Here is a 20,543-nt window from a genome sequence, read left to right as displayed (position 1 = left end):
AGGGGTGTTGTGAACACCACCCGTCAGGGGGCGGCGGTCAACGCCAGGGGAATCGGAGTGGAGGGCCCGCGCGGCCCGGTGTTCAAAGGTGTCGACATCTCCGCGGACCCGGGCGCGCTGATCGCCGTCCAGGGCCCCTCGGGATCCGGCCGCACGTGTCTGCTGCTCGCACTCACCGGCCGGATGCGGATCACCGAAGGGCAGGCGACGGTCGCCGGGTTTCCGCTGCCCAAGCGCATGGGGGCGGTCCGCGGCCGCAGCGCGATCGCGCACGTACAGGGCGTCGCCGAACTCGAACCGGCTCTCACGGTCGGCGAGCACCTCAAGGAACAGGCCCTGCTGGGCCACCGGGTCAAGGGAACACTGCCCTGGGGGCGGCGCCACAAGGAGGCCACCCGGGCCCGGGTCGACGCCGCACTGGCGGCCGCCGGACTCGACCCCGACACCCTGGTCAAGGGCCTGCGCACGGCCGTCCGCGATCTGGAACGGCTCGAGGCGCTGCGGCTGTCCGTCGCGCTCGCGGTGATGCACGGACCGCGGCTGCTGGCGGTCGACGACGTCGACCTCAAGCTCTCCCCGCCCGAACGCACGGCGGCCTGGCAGATGCTGCGGGATCTCGCGGCGGCGGGCACCACCGTCATCGCCGCGGGCAGCGACGCCCCCGCGGACGCGCAGATCGTCCGCACGGCGCCGCCGGCCGGCGAGCAGACCGACAGTTCCGGCCCATCCCGCCCCTCGCCCCGGGGCCGGACCACGGAAATGGACGAGACGGCAATGGACGAGAAGGCAACGGACAAGGAGGAAGCACCGCATGCGTTCGCCGAAACTGGCCGCGCTTGAGCTCAGGCGTTTCGGCAGGGGAAAGCTCCCCCGGCTGGGTCTCGTCGCCCTGATGCTGATCCCGCTGCTCTACGGAGCTCTGTACCTCTACTCGTTCTGGGATCCCTACAGCCGCCTGGACAAGATCCCCGTGGCGCTCGTCAACGACGACCAGGGCGCCACCGCCGACGGCAAGAAGATCACCGCGGGCTCCGACCTGGCCCGGAACGTCAAGGACAGCGACACCTTCGACTGGGAGGAGGTCAGCTCCGCGGACGCCGCCAAGGGCATCGAGAACGGCACGTACTACCTGTCGCTGACGGTGCCCAAGAACTTCAGCGAGCGGATCGCCTCCAGTTCCGGCGACTCCCCGCAGACCGGCGCGCTCCAGGTCCGGACGAACGACGCCAACAACTACATCGTCGGCTCCATCTCGAAGACCGTGTTCTCCGAGATACGGGCGAAGACCTCGGCGAAGTCGTCGCGGGCCTTCCTCGACAAGATCTTCGTGTCGTTCTCGGACCTGCACGACGAGACGGCGAAGGCGGCCGACGGCGCCGGGAAGGTCGACAAGGGACTCGGCACCGCCAAGGACAAGACCGGTGAACTGGCCGACGGGCTGGGCAAGCTGGACCAGGGCTCCGGGGCGGTCAGCAAGGGCGCGGGCGACGTCAGCAAGGGCGCCGGCGACCTGCACAACGGCGCGGACAAGCTCAACAAGGGCGCGTCGCAGGCCGTCGGCAAGGCCCGGCAGCTCAGCCAGGGCGCGGGCCAGGTCGCGGACGGGACCCAGCAGCTGGCCGAGAAGGTCCACGGGATCGCCAAGAAGGACCTGCCCTTCCTCCGGGCGCACGGCGAGGAGATCGGCCGGAAGGCGCGCCTCGTCGCCGACCTCACCCAGGATCTCGACGACGACCTGGGCACGCTGCCGGGCAACTCCGCCCGGGCCGCCACCCAGGCACGGCAGAACGCCGACAAGGCCGCGAAGCTGTACCAGGAGCGCTGCGGCGCCCTCAGCACCGACCCCGACTGCCCCGAACTGAAGGGCATCGCGGCCGGCGCCGCCCTGGCCGCCGATGCGGCCGAGAAGGTCGACGACACCATCGCCCACACGGACTTCGGGCACCTGCGCACCGAACTGCGGGAGCTGCACCAGGGTGCCGTGCTGGTCGCCGACCAGGCACCGGGCATAGCCGGCCGCGCGGACACCGCGATCGGTCAGATCAACCAGCTCAACGCCGGTGCCCACAAGGTCTCCCAGGGCGCCGGCCGGTTCGCCGACGGCATCGTCGCACTCGCCGACGGCAGCGGTGACCTGGCCGACGGCGCCGGCAAGCTGGCGGGCGGCGCGGGCAAGGTCGCCGACGGCGCCGGCAAGGTCCACAACGGGCTCGGGGACGCCAAGGACGGCGCCGACAAGCTCACCGGTGGCCTGTTCAAGCTCAAGGACGGCTCCAACCAGCTGGCCGACGGGCTGCACAGCGGCGTCGCCAAGATCCCGGACTACGACAAGAAGGACCGCGACGCCCGCACCGAGGTGATGGCCGACCCCGTGGAGCTGGCCGCCAAGTCGATGCACAAGGCGCCCAACTACGGCACCGGCCTGGCGCCGTACTTCATCCCGCTGTCCCTCTGGGTCGGCGCGATGGTCGCGTTCATGCTGCTCCAGCCGCTCGGCAAGCGCGCGCTGGCCGCGGGCGCGCCGGGCTGGCGGATCGCCCTGGGCTCCTGGCTCCCGGCCTTCGCCATCGGCGTCGTCCAGGTGCTGGCCCTGATGGCCGTGCTCCACTGGGGCCTCGGCCTGGAGATGGCCCGCTCGGCCGGCACCATCGGCTTCCTGCTGCTGGCCACGGCCGCCTTCACCGCCATCATCCAGTTCTTCGGCGCGAAGTTCGGGCCGGCGGGCCGGGTGCTGACCCTGGTCGTGCTGATGCTTCAGCTGACCTCGGCCGGCGGCACGTACCCGGTGCAGACCAGCCCCGGCTTCTTCGCCGCCATCCACCCGTTCCTGCCGATGAGTTACGTCGTCGACGGGCTGCGGCGGCTGATCACCGGCGGCGACGTCGGCATCGTCTGGCAGGGATCGGCCGTCCTGGCGGCCTTCACCCTGGGCGCGCTGGCGCTCACGGCCCTGACGGCACGCGGCCGCCAGGTCGTCCGGATGAAGGACCTGCATCCGGAGCTCAGCCTGTAGCCGTAGGCCACACAGCAGAGCCCTGGGGGCGGCGCCGGTTGCGGCGCCGCCCCCTTTGCCGTGCCCGGCCCCTGCGACCGGCCCCTGCGACCGGCCCCTTTGCCGTGCCCGGGCCCCTGCGGCCGACCCGTGGGCCGGCGCCGCCTTCCTCAGGCGCCCTGATGGGTCGGCGCGAACATCCGCAGCCGGGCCGGCAGGACGACGACGGAGGGGCCCGGCGCGGCCAGCGCCGCCGCCAGGTCGGTGTGCAGTCGGTCCGGGTCCGTACGCACCGCGGGCACGCCGAAGGACTCCGCGAGGGCGACGAAGTCCGGCCGTGCCAGTTCCGTGGCGGTGGCCTCGCCGAAGGCGTCGGTCATGTACTCGCGGAGGATGCCGTAGCCGCCGTCGTCCACGATGAGCCAGGTGACCGGCAGGTCGTACTGCCGCGCGGTGGCCAGTTCGGCGAGCGAGTACATCGCGCCGCCGTCGCCGGAGACGGCGAGCACCGGCCGGGCGGGGTCGGCGGCGGCCACGCCGAGCGCCGCCGGGAAGCCGTAGCCCAGGCCGCCGGCTCCCTGGGCGGAGTGCAGCGCGTTCGTCGCCCGGGGATCGAAGGCGGACCAGGCCCAGTACGCCAGGATCGTCATGTCCCAGCAGCTGACCGCGTCGTCGGGGAGCGCGTCGCGCACGGCGGACAGGATCCGCTGCTCCAGGTCGAGGTCCTGGCCGTCGATCCTCTCCCGCACGCGCGCCAGGAGGTCCGCGGCGGCAGCCTCGGGAGAGGTGCCGTCCCGTGGCGGCCGCTCACCGGTCGCCTTCGCCAGCGCGCCCAGCGCGAGCCGGGCGTCCGCGTGGATGCCCAACGCGGCGTGGTTGGACTCCAGCTTGCCCAGGTCCGCCTCGATCTGGACGACCCGGCCGCGGGGCCGGAAGGTGTGGTAGTTCGAGGAGAGTTCGCCGAGCCCCGAGCCGACCACCAGGAGGGCGTCGGCGTCCTCCAGGAAATCCGTGGTGTGCCGGTCCTCCAGCCAGGACCGGAGGGAGAGCGGGTGCTCCCAGGGGAAGGCGCCCTTCCCGCCGAAGGTGGTGGCCACCGGTGCCCGCAGGTGTTCGGCGAGCGCCAGCAGCTCCGCCTCGGCGCCGGCCCGCACGACCCCGCCGCCGGCCAGGATCACCGGCCGCTCCGCCGCCGCCAGCAGGTCGGCCGCCGCCGTGATCAGCTCCGGGCGCGGCGTCAACTGCCGCGGCCGTACCTCCAGTTCGGTCACCGGCGGCACCGCCACCTCGGCCAGCAGCACGTCCTGCGGGATCTCCAGCCACACCGGCCCGTGCGGGGCGCTCAGCGCCGACTCCCAGGCGGCCGCCACCGCGGAGGGGATCTGCGAGGCCGTACGGGCGGTGTGGACGGACTTGACCACACCCCGGAACGAGGCGCTCTGGTCGGTGAGTTCATGCAGATAGCCGTGGCGGCCGCCGCCCATCCCGGCCAGCGGGACCTGGCTGCCGATGGCCAGGACGGCGGCCGAGGCGGCGGCCGCCTCCTGGAGCGCGGCCAGCGTCATCAGCGCACCGGGGCCGGTGGAGACCAGCAGCGGCGCGACGCCGTGTGTGGTGCGGGCGTACGCGTCGGCGGCGAAGCCGGCGTTGTTCTCGACCCGCAGCCCCACATAGCGCAGCGGGGAGCGGCGCAGCGCGTCGAAGATCCCCAGCGCGTGCTGGCCGGGAAGCCCGAAGACGGTGCCGGCGCCGAGGGCGGTCAGTGACTCGACGACCAGGTCGCCGCCGCTGCGCCGCGTCCGCGGCGGGTCGGGGGTGGTGCTCATCGGTGGGTGACTCTCCGTCTCGTTGTGCGTGTGCGCGGCCCGACGGCCGCTCGTTCCCGATCCTGCGGGAGGCGCGACGCGGTGGCGCCTCAGACGCCGGACAGGCTCTTTGCGGTGTCCTCGGTGTCCGGCGTGCCGGCCAGCCGGGCGCGCCAGGCGTCCAGTACCGCGGCGTCGGTGGGTTTGGTGGCCAGGCTGACCACCACGTAGGCGAGCAGCGAGGCCAGCAGCCCGTAGTAGACGGGCTCGTTGGCGAGGACGCCGAGGGTGAGCATCAGGGCGACCACGGTCACGCCGCCCACCGCGACCGAGGCGAGGGCGCCCGCCCCCGTGCCGCGCTTCCACAGCAGCCCGCCCAGAATCGGCACCAGCAGCCCGCCGACGAGCAGGTTGTAGGCGACGGTGAGCGCCGCGACGACATCGTCGAGGGAGATCGCGACGACCACGACCACGATGCCCATCAGCAGGATGAACGCCCGGTTGCCGGCCACCTCGTCGTGCCCGGTCCGCCGGCCCGCGGGGCGCCATCGCGCCCAGATGTCGTTGTTGGCGACCGTGGCGCAGGCGATCAGCGCGCCCGAGGAGGTGGACATCACCGCGGAGAGCGCCGCCGCCAGCACCAGCCCCCGTACGCCCACCGGCAGGGAGTCCTTGACGATGGTCGCGAACGCGTCGTCCGGGCTGCCCAGATGGGGGTAGAGGACCTTGGCGGCGGTGCCGATGACGGCGCCGGCGAGCGCGTACACCAGGCAGTACGTACCGGCAGCGGTGCCGCCCAGCCGGGCCACCTTGTCGTTGCGCGCGGTGAACACCCGCTGCCAGATGTCCTGCCCGATCAGCATGCCGAAGGAGTAGATGAGGACGTAGGTGAAGACCGTCTGGCCGCCGATGCCCAGCGGCGCGAAGTAGTCGTGCGGCAGCTGGGCCTTCATCGCGGCGAAGCCGCCCGCCTTGATCACCGCGATGGGCAGCAGGAGCAGCAGCACACCGATCGTCTTGACGACGAACTGGACCATGTCGGTGAGGGTGATCGACCACATGCCGCCGAGCGTCGAGTACGCGACGACGATCGCGCCGCCGAGGACGATCGACACCGTGCGGTCGAGACCGAAGAGGACGTCGAAGATGGTGGCGTAGGCGATGGTCGAGGTCACGGCCAGCATGAGGGTGTACGCCCACATGACCACGCCGGAGATCAGGCCGGCGGAGCCGCCGTAGCGCAGGTCCAGCATCTCGGAGACGGTGTAGACCTTCAGCCGGGCGATCCGCGCCGAGAAGAAGACGCTGAGCGCCAGCAGTCCCAGTCCGATGGTGAAGACCATCCACGCCCCGGAGAGGCCGTACTGGTAGCCGAGTCCGACGCCGCCGATGGTGGAGGCGCCGCCGAGCACGATCGCCGCCATGGTTCCGGAGTACATCGCGGGGCCGAGGCGGCGCCCCGCGACCAGGAAGTCGCTCTTGGAGGTGGCGCGCCGCATTCCCCACCACCCCATGGCGAGCATTCCGGCCAAATAGATCACGATCACCGCGTAGTCGACAGCCATGGGCCATCCCTTCCAGCTGCGCCAAGGGGGAGAGGGGGTGTGGCGTAGGGAGCGACGGGCGCTCGGCGAGCGGGGGTCCCGCCGAGCGCCTCGTCCTGAGGGTTGACCCTAGGTGGCTGGAAAGCGACGCTGAAGTGTACGTTTCCGCCTTCCGCCGCCCTCCGATGTGGATGGTTCGCACATGCCGCACCCGGTCCCCCCACCCTCCACCCCGCCGGTCCTCCTGACGGATCTGCTCGCCCGCACGGATCTGGGGCTGCGTCAGATCGCCGGTCCCCGCGAGGGCGTCGCGATCCACTGGGTGCACACCTCCGAGATGGCCGATCCGGTGCCGTACCTCCTGGGCGGCGAGCTCCTGCTGACGGCGGGGGTGCATCTGGCCGAGGTGACCGGGGGCGCGGGCGAGGACTCCGACGCCGCGCTCGACGCGTACCTCGACGGCTATGCGGCCCGCACGGTGGCGGCCGGAGCCGCCGCGCTCGGTTTCGGGATCGCCCCGGTGCACGACACCGTCCCGCGCGCCCTGGTGGCGGCCTGCGACCGGCACGGACTGCCGCTCGTGGAGGTTTCGGCGGGCACCCCGTTCACCGCCGTGGAGAGCGCCGTCTGGCAGGCCGTGACGGAGGCCAGGCACCGCGAGTTGACCCGGCTCAGCGAGGCCCAGCGCGCGCTCGCCGCGGCCGCCGCCCGACCCGACCCGGCGTCCGCCGTGCTGCGCGCCCTGGCCCGCCATGTCCACGGCTGGACCGCGCTGCTGTCACCGGACGGCACCGCACACGCCACCGCCGGGCCCGCCCCCACCGCGGCGGTACGCGCCGCGGCGGGCCGGCTCGCGCAGGTCGTGGGCAAGGACGGGACCGGATCCGGATCCGGGTCAGGAGCCGGCAGCGGGGCGGGAGGCGGCGCCGGCCCGTCCTCGGCCACCGACACCCTGCCCGGCACCCACCTGTCCGCGTACGCGCTGACGGGCCGCGCCGCGGACCGTTCCCCCGGTTCTCGGCTCCTCCCCCACTCCCGGCTCCGCTCGAGCGGGGGGACCGGGACACCCCTGCACACGGGAGACCCCGTTCCGCTCGCGCTGGTGGTCGCCGCGGATCCGCACGCCCCGCCCGCGCACACCATCGCCGGGGTCGCCGCCGTACTCCTGTCCCTGATCACCGGCCCCGCCGCCGGACCCGGCCCGGTCGCCGCCGGGCACGGTGCGGCCCTGGTCCGGCTGCTCCTCGGCGCCCGTCCGGCCGAGGTCGCCCCGCTCCTCGGCCACCCCCGGTGGAGCGTCGTCCACGCCCGGCGCCGCCGCGAGACGGCGGAGCCGGCGAGCGCGCTGGCCGCGGCGCTGGGCACCACACTGGCGGCGCCGGAGCAGCCGGGCGCGGAGGGCCCGGAAGGCGCAGAAAGTACGGAAGGTACGGAAGGTGGGGAGCCCGCGGGGAGCGCGGAGGGCCCGGAGGACGTGGGGAGCCCCGAGCACGCGGGCACGGCGACGCCCTCCGCGCTACGGGCCCTGGTCCCCGAGGGGCACGAGATCACCGCGTACCCCGGCTGGACGCTCGGCGTCAGCGCGCCCGTCCCCGTCGAGGAGCTACCGGCCGCCGACCGGCACGCCGCGACCGCCCTGCGCCGCGCCCTCGCCCACCGCACCTCCCTCGTCCGCCACCACACCCCCGGCCGCCACAGCATCACCTCGCTGATCGCCCCCGACGACGCCCGGCAGCACGCCGAGGCCCTGCTGGCCCCGCTGGCCGGCACCCCGACCCTCCGCACCACCCTCCATCACTGGCTCTCGCTGCACGGCAGTTGGGATCGGACCGCGATCGCGCTGGGCATCCACCGCAACACCGTCCGGCAGCGCATCGCCCGGATCGCCGCACTCCTCGACACCGACCTCGGCGACGCCGACGTGCGGATGGAACTGTGGTTCGCGCTGCGGACGCTCGACAGCGGCGTGCCACGGGATTGACGCGCCACAGGATCGGCATGGCGTAGTGCCACGGTCGAGCGTTATCGGGATGACCGCCCGAGCCCCTTCGGGACGTTCATCGGGATCACGTTTTGTCAGCGGCGATCTCGCCCATCCACATGCGCCGGCCGAGCTCGTCCAGCTCTGTACGACGCACTTCGAACTCAGGCAGTGCCAGCCCCAGCAGCCGCCAGAAGTCCGTACGGTGGCCGGGCACCCTGACGTGAGCCAACTCGTGAGCGATGACGTAGTCCACCAGGTGCATCGGGAGCTGGAACAACGGCCAACCCAGGCTCATCCGGCCACGACTTTGCCCGTCATCCCCCGGCTTGTACGAGCCCCAGCGCTGACCGAGATCGCACACCTCCAGCGAAGGCTCGGACACCGCCATGCGGGCTGCCCATGGCTGAAGGCGGCCTGCTGCCCAGGCACACCCCGCCCGGCTGTACCAGTCCACAAGAGCCGCACGACCGCGTCCTGGATCCTCGGCTTCGGCCGTCCCGAGCATCAGGCGCCCGGCGATCAGGCGTACTCGTCCGTCGGCGGACACGTCGTCCGAGACCGTCAGCCGATACGTCCGCCCGAGATACCGGAACACCTCGCCTTCGATCAAGCGCTTGGCGGGATTCAGTGGACGCGTCCGCTCCCGCACTCCGAGCTTCGACCTCACCCAGGCGCTATGCGCTCGCACGAAGTCTTCCGCCTCCCTCGAGGGACGTCCCTCGGGGACATGCAGGGTGAGGCTCGCATCGGGCTCCACGGTCAGCGCGAACCGCTTTCGGCGCGCGCCGGCACGAACCCGCAACAGCAGACCGTCGACGGTGAGCTGATCACCTTCGGCTAGCGGTGGGGCGAGATTCTGGGAAGCGGGCGCGGTCACCCGTCTATTCTCCCCGTGCCCTTCTCAGGAACTGCTGACGGTTGTCCTCGGCGTAAGCGGCGAGCCGTTGCGCGATGCTCTGAAGCGGCGCCCAGTCGGCGACTGCCGGCCTGAGCCCACCCTGGATCAGTTGCATCTGGATCCCGTTCGCAAGGGTGTTGAGGTCCTGGTGCTGGCCTTGGTACGAGGCCGAACCCATGGTGCGCGCGGCGCTGTCACACACCGCACCGACCAGCGGCCGCGCATCCTGCCCACCCCGGGTGACGCCGGTGTTGTCTTCCAGAAGCTGGGCCAGCAGTCGGTAGACCTTCTGTTCCAGCGGGCCGAGCCCCGCCAGGGCCGGGTCTTCCTCGTCTTCCTGCCGGGCCTGCTCGATCAGCTTGCCGAACTGCTCGATCTGTTCCTCGAAACGCCCCGGCAGATCACGCAGGATCTCCTCCAGGCGCTGGGACAGCCTCTCGTACCGCTCGGGGTCCTCACGCTTGACCCGTTCCTCCAGGTGGAAGCGCAGGGCGTGCCCCATCTCGGCCGCGGCCTCGCGCGGCGGCAGGCGGCGCACCGCGTCGTCGAAGGCCGGTGAGGTGAGCGAGACGGGCGGGATGGCCTGCTCGATCTCCGGTCCCTCCAAGTGATCGGCGATCATGGCACGGACCTTGCGTCCGTAGCGGCGCATGGTGAACGTGCCGCCCGGGGCATCACGGTGCAGGCGCCTGATGCGCTTCTGGAGCAGCCCCCAGCGCCGCGCGTCCGCCACGTACGGCAGGGCGTCTTCGTGCGGCAGCACACGTTCCAGTACGGCGAGGAACTCGTGCAGCACCTCGTCGAACTCGAACCGCACGGACTCGTCCTCGAACGACAGGACGGCGGCCCGCAGCCGGGCTGCATCGGTGAGGTCGGTCTCCTCGATGCCCTGCCGGAGCAGGAAGTCACGCACCTCGTCGGCGGCCGGTTCCAGCCCTCCGATCTCCTCGGACAGGCTGCGCATGGTGTCGCTGACATCGGCCTGGCGGTATTCGGCGAGTGCGCTGGAGAGATGCTCGAAGACGCCGTAGTAGTCGACGACATAGCCAACCTTTTTGCCCGGCGCAGGCCGGTTCACGCGGGCGACAGCCTGGAGCAGCTCGGCGTCGCGGATCGGCCGGTCGAGGTAGAGAACCTGCTCCCGCGGGGCGTCGAAGCCTGTGAGCAGCATCGACTTCACGATGAGGAAGGCGACGGGACTCTCGGGATGTACGGGGTCGGGCACAGCAGGCTTCGCGAGAGCCGGCTGCGGGGCCGTCGTCGCGCCCGACCACGGGGTGTCGGCCCCGGTGATTTCCGGCGCGGGCACGTCGTGCGCAGGTGGGTTGAAGGGGGTCGCGACGACCCAGTCCGGCTCGGGCGGCAGATGAGGAAATGCCTCTTCCTTGAAACGCCGGATATACGCCTTCTGCCGTACCGCATCGGTCCAGTGCAGCCACTTTCGCTGCTTGCGTTCCGCACCTGGCGAGATCACGGGAACGAAATCGATGCGCCGCAGCAGCGAACGGTACTGGTGGGCCAGGAAGTGGTAGCGCAGGCGCCGGGGAAGCTCGTCCACCGGGATCCCCTCGACCGACTCCGGCTTGAAGTCGACAAGGTCGGCCAGCAGCGCATCGCGCGCCTCACGCAGCGCATGGTGGTACTCCACCGCCGCCTTGCGGCTGACGGCCGCGACCTGTGCCTTGAATCCCCCGCTGGGGAGCACCCAGCACACCCAGTGCTCCAGCATGTCCTCGGCCTTCGCGCGGATCATCGGCCGCGACTCGGCGACATCCCGTTCGGTGGGCCAGCGCCGCATGAGAGCGGCCCGTTCCTCGGCCGTACGGTCGCGGATCAGATCCTCGAAGTCGCGGTCCAGGCCGTCCTTGTCCTGAACCTTTCCCTCACCGGTGCGGCCCTCGTAGCGGATGCGCACGACGACGCCGTCGTGCTCCGCGTCCTCCATCCGGTACGTGTCGAGGAACCCGCCGTCGGCGCCGCCACTGAAGATCCGCCGAGTGTCTTCCTCCCGCCCCGTGATGATCGGCGTACCGGTGAAACCGATCTTCGCGGCCCGGGGGATGGCTTTGCGCAGGCCGGCGTGCAGCACGCTGGTGTGCGAGCGGTGGGCTTCGTCGACGAGGACGAGAATGTCGGGCGAGGTATTGCACTCCGGGAAGTCCGGCTCAGGTGGCGGAACTTCGGCTCGTTTGCGCTTCCTGACCTGTTCGGCGTCCTTGTACTCCCCCGCCAGATCGCGGTCATCGCCATCACCTCCGGAGTCCCCGGCAAAGGCGAGCCCGCCCCCGTACTTCTGGATCATCGCAAAGACGACCCGGCGCCCACCGTCCCGGAGCAGTCCTTCCATCTGCGTGCGGGTCTCGGCGGTCTCGACGTCGGACTCGCTGAGCTTGAGCGTGCCGGAGAGCTGCTCCTGCAGCTGGGTCCGGTCGGTGACCACCACGACCATGAACTCGCTGAGCCGATGGTGCAGATGGACGCGGCGCACCAGGAAGGTCATGGTCAGACTCTTGCCGGAGCCCTGCGTATGCCAGATGACGCCGCCACGCTCGTCGTCGAGGACCGACTCGCCACGGATTCGGCCGGTCAGCAACTTGCGTACGGCCTTCTCGGCAGCCCGGTACTGCTGGTGCCGAGCGACAGCCTTGACGGTCCGTACGCCCCCCGTCTCGGTCTCGACGGGCAGCGGGATGATGTAGTGACGTACGACGGTCAAGAGCGCGGCGGGACGCAGGACGACACCGACGAGCCTGTGCTGTTCACCGAGCGGAGCCGGCTTCTTGCCCGGCGGCGGATCCGGCAACAGGCCGGCGGTGCGGAGCTCCTGTCGGAGAAGCTGCTCGCTCTCCGGCTCGATGCTGCGCCACGGGTGGAAATGCTCAGGCGTGGAGGTGACGGTGCCGAGGTGCGCGGTCTCGCCGGTCGCGGCAACCAGCAACTGCACGGTCCGGAACAGCTCCGGTACGCCGCCGGGCAGCGGCAGGTCCGTCCCGGACCGTTCGTCGTCGTCGATCGGGTTGCCGGCGTAGTGCCGCAGATCCAGTACGGCGCTGCGGACCGGGTCGGCGAGATCAGGGCTCTTGCATTCGACGGCGACGAGCGGGATGCCGTTCACGAAGAGAACGATGTCGAGTATCGATACCTCACCGGCACGGTTCTTCACGCGAAGCTGGTCGACGACGGTGTAGTCGTTGAGAGCCGTCCGGTCCTCGTGCCACTCGATGTACTGCACGGTGGCGGAGGCTCCACCGTGCGCGGCGGAGGGGGCGGTGAGCACATGGCCGTTGAGCAGCAAGTCCGTCGCGGCGAAGTTCGCGGTGTCGATTCCCTTGCCGAGTGACACCGAAGCGAGCTCCGCGATGGAGCGGCGGATGTCCTGCACATCCATCCAGGACACACCGTCCGCCGCCCGGACATTGATACGCGGCAGCGCCTCCCGGAGCTTGTCGGTGAGCAGCGGCATCGAGACGTCGAGGGTCCCTATTCCCTTGCCGGGTACGTGCGTCCACCCCATGGCCTCAAGTTGCGCGACGAACGGCCGCTCCACCTCGTCCCGCTCCACCTGCACCACCACGCCCCCACACCTTCCGCCGACCGCTCAGGTGATCCATTCTGCGCCTGAGCAGGGTCGGGTGGGAGGGTTCCAGCCGCATGGGGCACGAGAAGGTCCGGGAGCATGCCGGGGTATACGCCGGTACGTCCCCGGACCTAACGGTGCGGCGATGGGCGGAACACCGCGGACCGGACGGGGCCGGATCAGGCTCCCGACTCGGGGCCGTCGCTCTCGTCCAAACCTTCATAGGCGGGTGCGGGGAGCCGTGCGCCCCGGCTCTCCGCGATCCGCCGGACGTCGCGCAGCGCCTCTGCCATACGGGCTGTCAGGAAGCGGAGTTGCGCGAGGGTGACCTTGCGGTCGGCGAGCATGTCCGCGGCGTGGTCCAGCAATTCATCAGCCATACCGAGCTGCACACACTCGACGTTGTCGGCGACGCGGGAGACGTATCCGGTTCCGTCGCCCAGCAGGTAACAGGGGTTCCCTTCCGGGCCGGGCCACGGAAGCAGCCGCACCGTGCCCGTCTGGGCGCTCATCACGCGATCACCTCCACTCCGTGGATGAGGCGGGGCCCGATATCGATGCCGTGCAGAGCCGGCCACAGCGCGCGCCGCCGCGCCCGCTGTTGCGAGCGGTGGCGCGCCGGGGAGGGCCACCGGGGCCGCATCAGCGGCTCCAGGACACGGGCGATGCAGTGCAACACGTCGTCAACTCCTCTTGTCCGATGGCCGCGCCCTGAGCGCCGGCCACAGCGGTCACGGGGCCCTCGGTTACGGCCGACCGATGAAGGGGCATCGCTGGGTAGCGATCCACTCACAGAGTGAGACGGAGCGGGCTAGGCTCGCCAGGGGGTTATCGGTGACGAAGCCTTTGTCACACGGGAGTTGGCAATGAGTAATACCTATGGGGACTGGTTCAAGGAACAACGCCTGGCGGCAGGGCTGACGCAACAGGAGCTGGCCGACGCGGCAGTCATGACCCGTTCGCACATCTCACACATCGAGGCGGGCCGCCGCACCCCCTCCAGGGAGGACGCACGCCGCCTGGACAAGGCCCTGAACACGGGGAATGTGCTGAGCAGCTTCCTGCCGGGGGAAGATGGAACGATTGCCGACTACTTCGAGGCTGCGCGGCAACTCGAACAACAAGCCACAATGATCCGCGAGTTCGCGCTGTCCCACGTACCTGGAATTCTTCAGACGGAAAGGTACGCGCGAGCGGTTCTGGGTGGTGTCTTCCCTCCTCGGAGTGACAAAGAACGTGACAGGCACGTCGTCACACGGCTTGAGCGCTCGAAGATCCTTGCCGACCCGGCGACGCCCGTAGTGTGGGCGCTGCTGGACCAGTCGGTGCTGCTTCGCCCCGTCGGAGGCCCTGACGTCATGGCGGAACAGATCATGCACATCGTCCGTCTGGTCGACGACGAGCGTGTGCGTGTACATGTGATGCCACTCAGCCTTGGCGCTTACCATCTCATGCAGGGGATGCTGACGCTGATGTGGTTCGAGGACCAGCCCCCGGTGGCCTATTCGGAGGGGCTGTCCATTGGCAAGGTGCATGATTCGCCAGCCGTGGTCCAACGGCTCCAGAGCGTCTACGATCTCGCACTAGGCGACGCACTGCCGCTGAAGGAGTCACTTGCCCTCATGCGGGCGACAGCGAAGGACTACGGACACGATGACTGAGAACACCATCCCGGACGCTGCCCGGCTGAACGGCTGGCGCAAGTCGTCGTACAGCGGGGCCGAATCGGGCAGCTGCGTAGAGGTCCTGGACGGCTATCCGTCGGGTGTCCCTGTCCGAGACTCCAAGACGCCGTACGGCCCCGCGCTGGTCTTCCCGACGGTCGGTTGGTCCTCGTTCATCACAGCCGTCAAGGGCGGGGAGTTCCCCGCTTGAGGGTTCCGGCAGCATCCATGCCGGCGCTGCTCACCCGCTCAAGCAGCCCAAGCGAAAAGGTCGTCCACCAGTCCGCGCTTGAGGCTCCGTAGTTTGGCCAGCTCTTCCGTCTCGGCGTTCACCTGACGAGACAGAGACGCAAGGGCTGCAAGCACTCGCGCCTGCTCCTCGCGGCCCGGCAGTGGAACGGGAATCCCCCGAACCGTCGTTGCTGAAATCTTCACCATGCTTTCCGAAGTGCCCTGCGCCATCGATCGGACGTAGCGGCGTGTACGAGTTGACATGAGAACGGCAGCCAAGAATTCCGCCGAGTAAACCTTGGGTGGCCGAACTCTCATCATGAGGTCCGGGTAGATACAAGGCACTCCCACCTGCCGGTACACTCCAGCCAATCCAACCAACTCTCGTGTGTTGGCGCGGCTCATCAACAGATCCCCATCCCGCAGCAGGGCAGAATGGCTAGCCGTTACGGACGACGGGGCGTTCTTAAGTTGGACCGGCTCAAACCCTGAGGGAGTGAGGCAGCCGAGCCCCAGCATCCGTACTCCGGTCCACTCCTCGCTCTCGACGGGAGAGAATCCGTTGCGGATAGCACCATCCGCCGCATCCGCCAGAGTGCAGTCCCAAGCAAACCCGTCAAGTAGCCCGTCCGATGCACCCGACTTCGTAGCCTTCAGCTTCTCGATGGATGCCTCGATGGCGCGCTCCTGCTCCGACAGAGTTTCGATCACCTCGACGATCCGCCGCTGCTCGCCCAACTCGACCGGATGTGCAACCAGGTGCTCAGCAAATTTGTCCTGCGGAAGATGGGCAATGCTCGTCTGGCTCACGCCGTCCACAAACAGGCCATGCCGAGCGGCGTAGGCCATGTAGTGGAGCATGTAACGCGGTTCAATCGCTCCCCGAGTACGCAGTCGGTGCAATGACATCTGGAAATAGCAATCCGTTCTCTGTCCCTCCCAAATGGCTGTTCGCCCCACCTCTCCTCCTTCTGTCACCAGGAGGTCGCCAGGGATCAACCGGAATCGCTCACGCTCAGCGGCGTTGAAGTTCATTCGATTCAGCTTCTTGAAATGAACCCGGTTCCACTGCACGTCCTTGTTGGTGACGTACTCGTGCTGTTCCAAGCCCGTCGATGCCTCTTTGTTGAGCTTCTTACCGATCTGCATGTCAAAGAGGTCGCCCACCCGAGTCAGGGTCCACCCCGACCGAAGCTCACGCATAGCCCAGCTCCTCCAGGAACCCATCCAGCGTCTCCGCCGCCTTCTCCCGCCCCGCACGGATCTCCTGAAGCGACACCGCGTACTTGTCGGCCCACGTCCCGTACGTCTCCGCCAACTCCCGGCGCCGTCGCACCACATGGCCGTCCAGCTTGCCTACAAGGTCGTCCCGCAGCAGCTCCAGCACCACCCGGCGCTCACCCTCCCGATCCAGCGCCTCCCGCGCCCGGAACAGCCTCGGCAGCTCCTCGCCCAGCTTGAGCTGGTCGCTCGGTTTGCGCTCGAACCAGAAGTCCGCCTCAAGGCGCTTGATCAGTGCGCCCACCTTCGTGCGATCCTTCTTGACCTGCGCCAGCTCCGCCAGCTGCTCGACGCTCAACGCGACTTCCTCGCGCGTCGGCGCATCGGCGTCATCCTCCGCCTCGCCGTCTCCCGACGGCTCCGGCTCCGCGTTCAGTTCCTTCCAGCGCGCGTCCAGCTTCGCCTTTCGCGCGTCCGCCTCCGCCAGCTCCTCCAGGAAGTCCCGGGCAATCGCCGCGACCACCTTGTGGTCATACGCCTGCCGGCGCTCAGCCGAAGTCCGCTTCCTCAACTTCCGCGTCTTCGGGTCCTGTTCGGGCGCGAGCATCGTCTCGACGTTCTCCACCCACCCGTCCAGAACCCCCGCGAACCCGTTCTCCGACAGCGCGAGCAGGTCGTACTTCGCCTCGTACCACCATCCGGCCACCGCGCCCGCCAGCGCATAGCGGTCCAGCAGGGCCACCTCGCCCAGCCGCTCCACGAACGACTCGATCAATGAGCCCCGCACCGCCATGAGCGCCGCCTTGCGCTCCGAAGGCGTCGTCTCCGCAAGGCGTACCGGGTCGGCGGCCACTGCCTCCACGTGCTTGGCTTCCGACGTCCACCACTCATCGAACGCCGCCCGCAGCGCGTCCTCCCTCGGGCGGGCCAGCTCCGTCAGCCGCGCCGCGTCCGGCCGTTGCCCCTCCGGCAGGAAGTCCACGTACTCCGCGTCCGCCGGCTCCCGCTCCACGAACAGGTCCGTCAGCCCGATCCCGTACGAATCGAGGAGTTCGCTCCGCGCCTCGATTTCGACACGCGGGACCCCACCCACCAGATGTGCCCGCACATCCTGCGGCTCCGGCGGCGGAGTGTTGTCCACGTACCGGCGGATGTTGAGGTTGTCGTCGTTGTCGCGCAGCTCCTTGCGGGTCACCACACGCGAGAAACCGGGCACCCCCTGGTACGCACCGGGTGCCTCCACATACGCGTGGAATTCCGATGTGATCTTCTCTGCGTGCTCCGGGAGAAGGACGTTCTGCGCCCGCTCCGAGTGGTACTCACGGTCGGCGTTGATGAACAACACCGGCTTCTCGTCGTTCTCCTGGCTCGACGCGCCCGCCGGACGCAACACCAGAATGCAGGCCGGGATGCCGGTGCCGTAGAACAGGTTGGGGGCGAGGCCGATGACCGCCTCGACCAGGCCCTCGTCCAGCAGCTTCGTACGGATCTCCTGCTCGCCGCCCCCGCGGAACAGCACGCCGTGCGGCATGACCGTGATGGTCATACCCCCGCGTCCTTCCCGCTTTGTCTCCCACAGCATGTGCTGGAGGAACATCAGGTCGGCCTTGCCGCGCTCGCTCGTCGCCCCGTAGGTCGTGCGCTGTGCGCCGTGCATGAGATCGCTGAGCGTGTAGTCCATGGAGAACGGCGGGTTGCTGAGCACACCGTCGAAGCGGTCGGCATCCGTTTTCGGCACATGCGCCGGTTCGGCGAGGGTGTCGCCGGTACGCAGGTCGAAGCGGCGTACTCCGTGCAGCACCATGTTCATCGTCGACATGATCCACGAACCGCTGTTGGCGTCCTGGCCCGCGAAGAACATGTCCGAGGTGTCACCGCCGTGCTCCTCCACGTATTCCTTGGCGTGGATGAGCATGCCGCCCGAGCCGACGCACGGGTCGTAGATCCGCATGCCCTGTGTCGGGCGCAGCAGCTCGACCATCATGCGGACCACGGCACGCGGGGTGTAGAACTCGCCGCCCTTACGGCCCGCCGAGTCCGCGAATTCCTTGATCAGGTATTCATACGCGGCGCCGATCAGGTCGGGGAACTCGAAGTCGTCCGTGCGCAGCCGGATGCGCCCGAAGTGGGCGATGAGCAGCTTCAGCCGCTGGTCGGCGAGCTTGGCCGCGCCGGCCGCCGCGCCGGAGCCGCCGATGCGGTTGAAGTCGAGGTGGTCGAAGAGACCCTTGAGCTTGCTGTTCTGGCCCTCAAGTGCCTGGAGGGCCGGGCGCAGCCGGTCCTCGGTAATGTTGTGGGTGGCTGAGGAGATCCACCTCCAGCGGGAATTAGTCGGGACGAACAGCACGTCGCGGTCGCTGTACGCGGACTCCTGCTCCAGGAAGCCGTCCAGCAGCTCTCCGGAGAGGCCAAGCTCCTTGGCCGCGTGGTCCCTGATCTGTTCCCGGGCCGCCTCGAACTCGTCGTTGGCCCGCTTCAGAAACAGCAGACCGAAGATGTAGTCCTTGTACTCCGAGGCGTCCATCGTGCCCCGGAGAATGTCCGCGGCGGCGAACAGATGCCGCTCCAACTGCGCGAGCGTGAGCTTGGCCACGTACGACTCCCTAGACCTGAGATGACGAAGGAACCCTACGGCCGTCGCGGGTCGGACTGAAATCCGGCTGCTCCGGGATGAGCCGGGCAGCTCGGCGCGCTTCCGACGCGTCAGTACGAAGAGATCCCGAGGCCGTCCTCGACGAACTTGAAGACATCGGTGTACGGGTCACGATGGATGAGCGAGACATGGTCGCCGTGCTGCGCGTTCATCTGAAGGGCGTGCTTCTTCGCGTCTGCGTAGCTGCCCTTCGCGATCTGCTCCGGAAGCACCATCTTGATATTCACGGCGTCCTTCGCGAACGGCAGCCTGGCTGTCGCCTGGCCGCACACACCGCCGAAGGTTCCACTGACCGTTTTGTGGTGCAACAGACGCCACACCTCGAAGCACGGATGCGAGAAGGCCACGTCGACATCCGCGTCCCGGGCCTGCTTCAACGCGGTCTCGATGCCCTCGTGTTCGTCTCGGTCGAAGAGACACCAGACCTGCGGCAGAAACTCCTTCTTCAGCTTGCTGCGCTTTGCCTCGCGGAGTTCGTCGCGCATCAGCCGGACCGCCGCCTCGACCAGCTTGAGCGGCTTGCGCTGGGACCCCGGTGCCGAGGAGTTCGCGATGCGCACCTCGACGGCGATCGTGGGGTCGGCCAGGACACCCTGTTCCCTGATGATCTCGATGTACGCGGGTTCGGTCACCAGCCCTTCGGTGAAGACGTGTACGACCCTTTTGCGCCGTCCACGCTGCTTCGCCGGACCCAGCGAGTCCTTCCCCCTCGTCCTCGCCATCAGTCCTGCTCCACCTCGTACTCATGTGCGCTCAGCAGCCGCCGGGCGATCTGGCCTTCCAAGAGGGACGGGACTGCCCCGAAAGCTCCCGCCAAATAGGACTTCATGAGGTCCTCGTCCTCCCCAGGGGACGCGGCGGTCAGCGGGTACAGCTCCGTCGCGCCGTCCTTGTCCTTCTCCGTCAGCCAGGCTTGCCCCGGCTCCAGCAGACGACCGCCGCTGGGTGTGGTGAGCACGGACGGGTCGTGGGAGGTGAAGATGAGCTGCGCGCCGTTCGGGTTGGCGTGCGGGTCGTGGAAGAGCCGGACGACCTCGGCGGCAAAGCGCGGATGAAGGCTCGCGTCCAGCTCATCGACGAGAAGCACCGCACCGTTGTCGAGCGCCAGCAGCAGGGGGCCCAACAGGGCGAACCAGGAGCGGGTACCGAAGGACTCCGTCTGCCAGTCGAAGGCGACTTCTCCCGTGGCGGAACGGTGGATCAGCTTCACCGTCCCCTGCCCTCTACTGTCCTGCACCACTTCCGCCCCGGTGATGCCGAGATCGGCGACCCGGAGCAGTTCCTCGATCCGGCGGGCCCGGTTTCCGGAGAGTTCCTGTGTGGTGAACGCCTCGCGCTGGGCGCGCTCGTCCTCCGGGTTGATGAGCCACAGGTTGCGGCGGAACCAGTGAAAGAGCGGAGACAGCTGGGGGTGGTTGTCCGTACCGGCCGTGGACAGCACCAGGGCGTTAGGACGAGTGCGCCGCACCAGCTGGGCACGATCCTTGACGCGACTACCGGGCCATTCGTATACCTCGGCTCGTGATGCATCTCGGTCGAGCCACACCTGACGGTGCCCGCGCGGGTAGCTGTGGATCCACTCGGCCTCGACGCGGCCGGCGCCCAACTCGAATCCGTACGTCCACCGCACACCATCGATCACGAGATCGACTTCGAAGAAGCTCGGTTCACTCACGCCCTCGGCGTCCAGTGCGAAGACCTTGCGCGGGACCCCGTCGTACGACGCCCAGTGTGCGTAGGAATTGAGGACGGCGTTGCGCATGTCGACCAGAGCCATCAGCACATTCGACTTACCCGAGGCGTTGGCTCCGAAGATGCCGATCAGGGGGAGCACACCTGGGGACCGGCCACCCGCCAGTTCGAGGGGACGCGCGGCGGCACTCGGCTCGTCGTCGGCAACGACGAAGGACAGCTCCTGCTCCTCGCGCAGGGAGCGGACGTTGGCCACGCGGAATCTCAGCAGCACACAGTCCT

At 69.2% G+C, this 20,543-nt stretch carries 15 protein-coding genes; 5 read left to right on the top strand and 10 right to left on the bottom strand.

What is annotated here, in order from left to right; all coding sequences use genetic code 11:
• Positions 1–9: 9 nt before the first annotated feature.
• Positions 10–840, top strand: a complete 831-nt coding sequence (locus ACGFML_RS10440; RefSeq protein WP_393542071.1) for an ATP-binding cassette domain-containing protein — start codon at positions 10–12, stop codon at positions 838–840.
• Positions 812–3,013, top strand: coding sequence for a YhgE/Pip family protein (locus tag ACGFML_RS10435; protein WP_393542069.1), 2,202 nt, complete (start codon positions 812–814; stop codon positions 3,011–3,013). Before ACGFML_RS10440 ends, ACGFML_RS10435 begins: the two co-directional genes overlap by 29 nt.
• A gap of 149 nt (positions 3,014–3,162) precedes the next feature.
• On the opposite strand, the gene ACGFML_RS10430 is transcribed toward ACGFML_RS10435, so the two are convergent.
• Together ACGFML_RS10430 and ACGFML_RS10425 are read right to left on the bottom strand one after the other, a co-directional pair.
• Complete coding sequence (locus tag ACGFML_RS10430; protein WP_393542067.1) at positions 3,163–4,818, bottom strand: thiamine pyrophosphate-binding protein; 1,656 nt, start codon at positions 4,816–4,818, stop codon at positions 3,163–3,165.
• A gap of 89 nt (positions 4,819–4,907) precedes the next feature.
• Entirely contained in the window at positions 4,908–6,362 is a 1,455-nt protein-coding gene (locus ACGFML_RS10425; protein ID WP_393542065.1) for a sodium:solute symporter, read from the bottom strand.
• Between the two features lie 181 nt (positions 6,363–6,543).
• Here ACGFML_RS10425 and ACGFML_RS10420 point away from each other — a divergent pair, with 181 nt between their 5' ends.
• Positions 6,544–8,322 carry a helix-turn-helix domain-containing protein gene (locus tag ACGFML_RS10420; RefSeq protein WP_393542063.1) on the top strand — a complete coding sequence of 593 codons (1,779 nt, stop codon included), beginning with the start codon at positions 6,544–6,546 and terminating at the stop codon, positions 8,320–8,322.
• Between the two features lie 85 nt (positions 8,323–8,407).
• Here the strand turns inward: ACGFML_RS10420 and ACGFML_RS10415 are convergent, their stop codons facing one another.
• From ACGFML_RS10415 to ACGFML_RS10400, 4 genes are all read right to left on the bottom strand, one after another.
• Entirely contained in the window at positions 8,408–9,202 is a 795-nt protein-coding gene (locus tag ACGFML_RS10415; RefSeq protein WP_393542061.1) for a M48 family metallopeptidase, read from the bottom strand.
• 4 nt (positions 9,203–9,206) lie between these two features.
• On the bottom strand, positions 9,207–12,797 hold the full coding sequence (locus ACGFML_RS10410; protein WP_393542059.1) for a type I restriction endonuclease subunit R: 3,591 nt from the start codon (positions 12,795–12,797) through the stop codon (positions 9,207–9,209).
• A 182-nt stretch (positions 12,798–12,979) separates the two neighbouring features.
• Positions 12,980–13,312 carry a hypothetical protein gene (locus ACGFML_RS10405; protein WP_393542057.1) on the bottom strand — a complete coding sequence of 111 codons (333 nt, stop codon included), beginning with the start codon at positions 13,310–13,312 and terminating at the stop codon, positions 12,980–12,982.
• Positions 13,312–13,479: a hypothetical protein gene (locus ACGFML_RS10400; protein WP_393542055.1), complete on the bottom strand. Its 168-nt coding sequence runs from the start codon at positions 13,477–13,479 to the stop codon at positions 13,312–13,314. Before ACGFML_RS10400 ends, ACGFML_RS10405 begins: the two co-directional genes overlap by 1 nt.
• Positions 13,480–13,666: 187 nt before the next feature.
• Here ACGFML_RS10400 and ACGFML_RS10395 point away from each other — a divergent pair, with 187 nt between their 5' ends.
• Positions 13,667–14,461, top strand: coding sequence for a helix-turn-helix domain-containing protein (locus ACGFML_RS10395; protein ID WP_393542054.1), 795 nt, complete (start codon positions 13,667–13,669; stop codon positions 14,459–14,461).
• A complete protein-coding gene (locus tag ACGFML_RS10390; protein WP_393542052.1) occupies positions 14,454–14,675 on the top strand; it encodes a DUF397 domain-containing protein in 222 nt (73 codons plus the stop codon). The genes ACGFML_RS10395 and ACGFML_RS10390 overlap by 8 nt, the downstream gene beginning before the upstream one ends.
• A 38-nt stretch (positions 14,676–14,713) precedes the next feature.
• Here the strand turns inward: ACGFML_RS10390 and ACGFML_RS10385 are convergent, their stop codons facing one another.
• The 4 genes from ACGFML_RS10385 to ACGFML_RS10370 form a co-directional block, all read right to left on the bottom strand.
• Positions 14,714–15,898, bottom strand: coding sequence for a restriction endonuclease subunit S (locus tag ACGFML_RS10385; RefSeq protein ID WP_393542050.1), 1,185 nt, complete (start codon positions 15,896–15,898; stop codon positions 14,714–14,716).
• A complete protein-coding gene (locus ACGFML_RS10380; RefSeq protein WP_393542048.1) occupies positions 15,891–18,509 on the bottom strand; it encodes an N-6 DNA methylase in 2,619 nt (872 codons plus the stop codon). The genes ACGFML_RS10385 and ACGFML_RS10380 overlap by 8 nt, the downstream gene beginning before the upstream one ends.
• A 110-nt stretch (positions 18,510–18,619) precedes the next feature.
• On the bottom strand, positions 18,620–19,291 hold the full coding sequence (locus ACGFML_RS10375) for an RloB family protein (RefSeq protein WP_393542046.1): 672 nt from the start codon (positions 19,289–19,291) through the stop codon (positions 18,620–18,622).
• Positions 19,291–20,535 carry an ATP/GTP-binding protein gene (locus tag ACGFML_RS10370; RefSeq protein ID WP_393542044.1) on the bottom strand — a complete coding sequence of 415 codons (1,245 nt, stop codon included), beginning with the start codon at positions 20,533–20,535 and terminating at the stop codon, positions 19,291–19,293. The genes ACGFML_RS10375 and ACGFML_RS10370 overlap by 1 nt, the downstream gene beginning before the upstream one ends.
• Positions 20,536–20,543: the final 8 nt, after the last annotated feature.

Source organism: Streptomyces sp. NPDC048650 (assembly GCF_043199095.1).
Lineage (GTDB): Bacteria > Actinomycetota > Actinomycetes > Streptomycetales > Streptomycetaceae > Streptomyces.
The sequence above is the reverse complement of the archived record's forward strand: the minus strand, read 5'-3'. Positions and strand labels throughout refer to the sequence as shown.

What these genes read in the sequence shown, in the direction of transcription:
- ACGFML_RS10405 (WP_393542057.1), bottom strand. Translation starts at nt 13,312, where the DNA reads ATGAGCGCCCAGACGGGCACGGTGCGGCTGCTTCCGTGGCCCGGCCCG.
- ACGFML_RS10385 (WP_393542050.1), bottom strand. Translation starts at nt 15,898, where the DNA reads ATGCGTGAGCTTCGGTCGGGGTGGACCCTGACTCGGGTGGGCGACCTC.
- ACGFML_RS10425 (WP_393542065.1), bottom strand. Translation starts at nt 6,362, where the DNA reads ATGGCTGTCGACTACGCGGTGATCGTGATCTATTTGGCCGGAATGCTC.
- ACGFML_RS10435 (WP_393542069.1), top strand. Translation starts at nt 812, where the DNA reads ATGCGTTCGCCGAAACTGGCCGCGCTTGAGCTCAGGCGTTTCGGCAGG.
- ACGFML_RS10375 (WP_393542046.1), bottom strand. Translation starts at nt 19,291, where the DNA reads ATGGCGAGGACGAGGGGGAAGGACTCGCTGGGTCCGGCGAAGCAGCGT.
- ACGFML_RS10420 (WP_393542063.1), top strand. Translation starts at nt 6,544, where the DNA reads ATGCCGCACCCGGTCCCCCCACCCTCCACCCCGCCGGTCCTCCTGACG.
- ACGFML_RS10395 (WP_393542054.1), top strand. Translation starts at nt 13,667, where the DNA reads ATGAGTAATACCTATGGGGACTGGTTCAAGGAACAACGCCTGGCGGCA.
- ACGFML_RS10430 (WP_393542067.1), bottom strand. Translation starts at nt 4,818, where the DNA reads ATGAGCACCACCCCCGACCCGCCGCGGACGCGGCGCAGCGGCGGCGAC.
- ACGFML_RS10390 (WP_393542052.1), top strand. Translation starts at nt 14,454, where the DNA reads ATGACTGAGAACACCATCCCGGACGCTGCCCGGCTGAACGGCTGGCGC.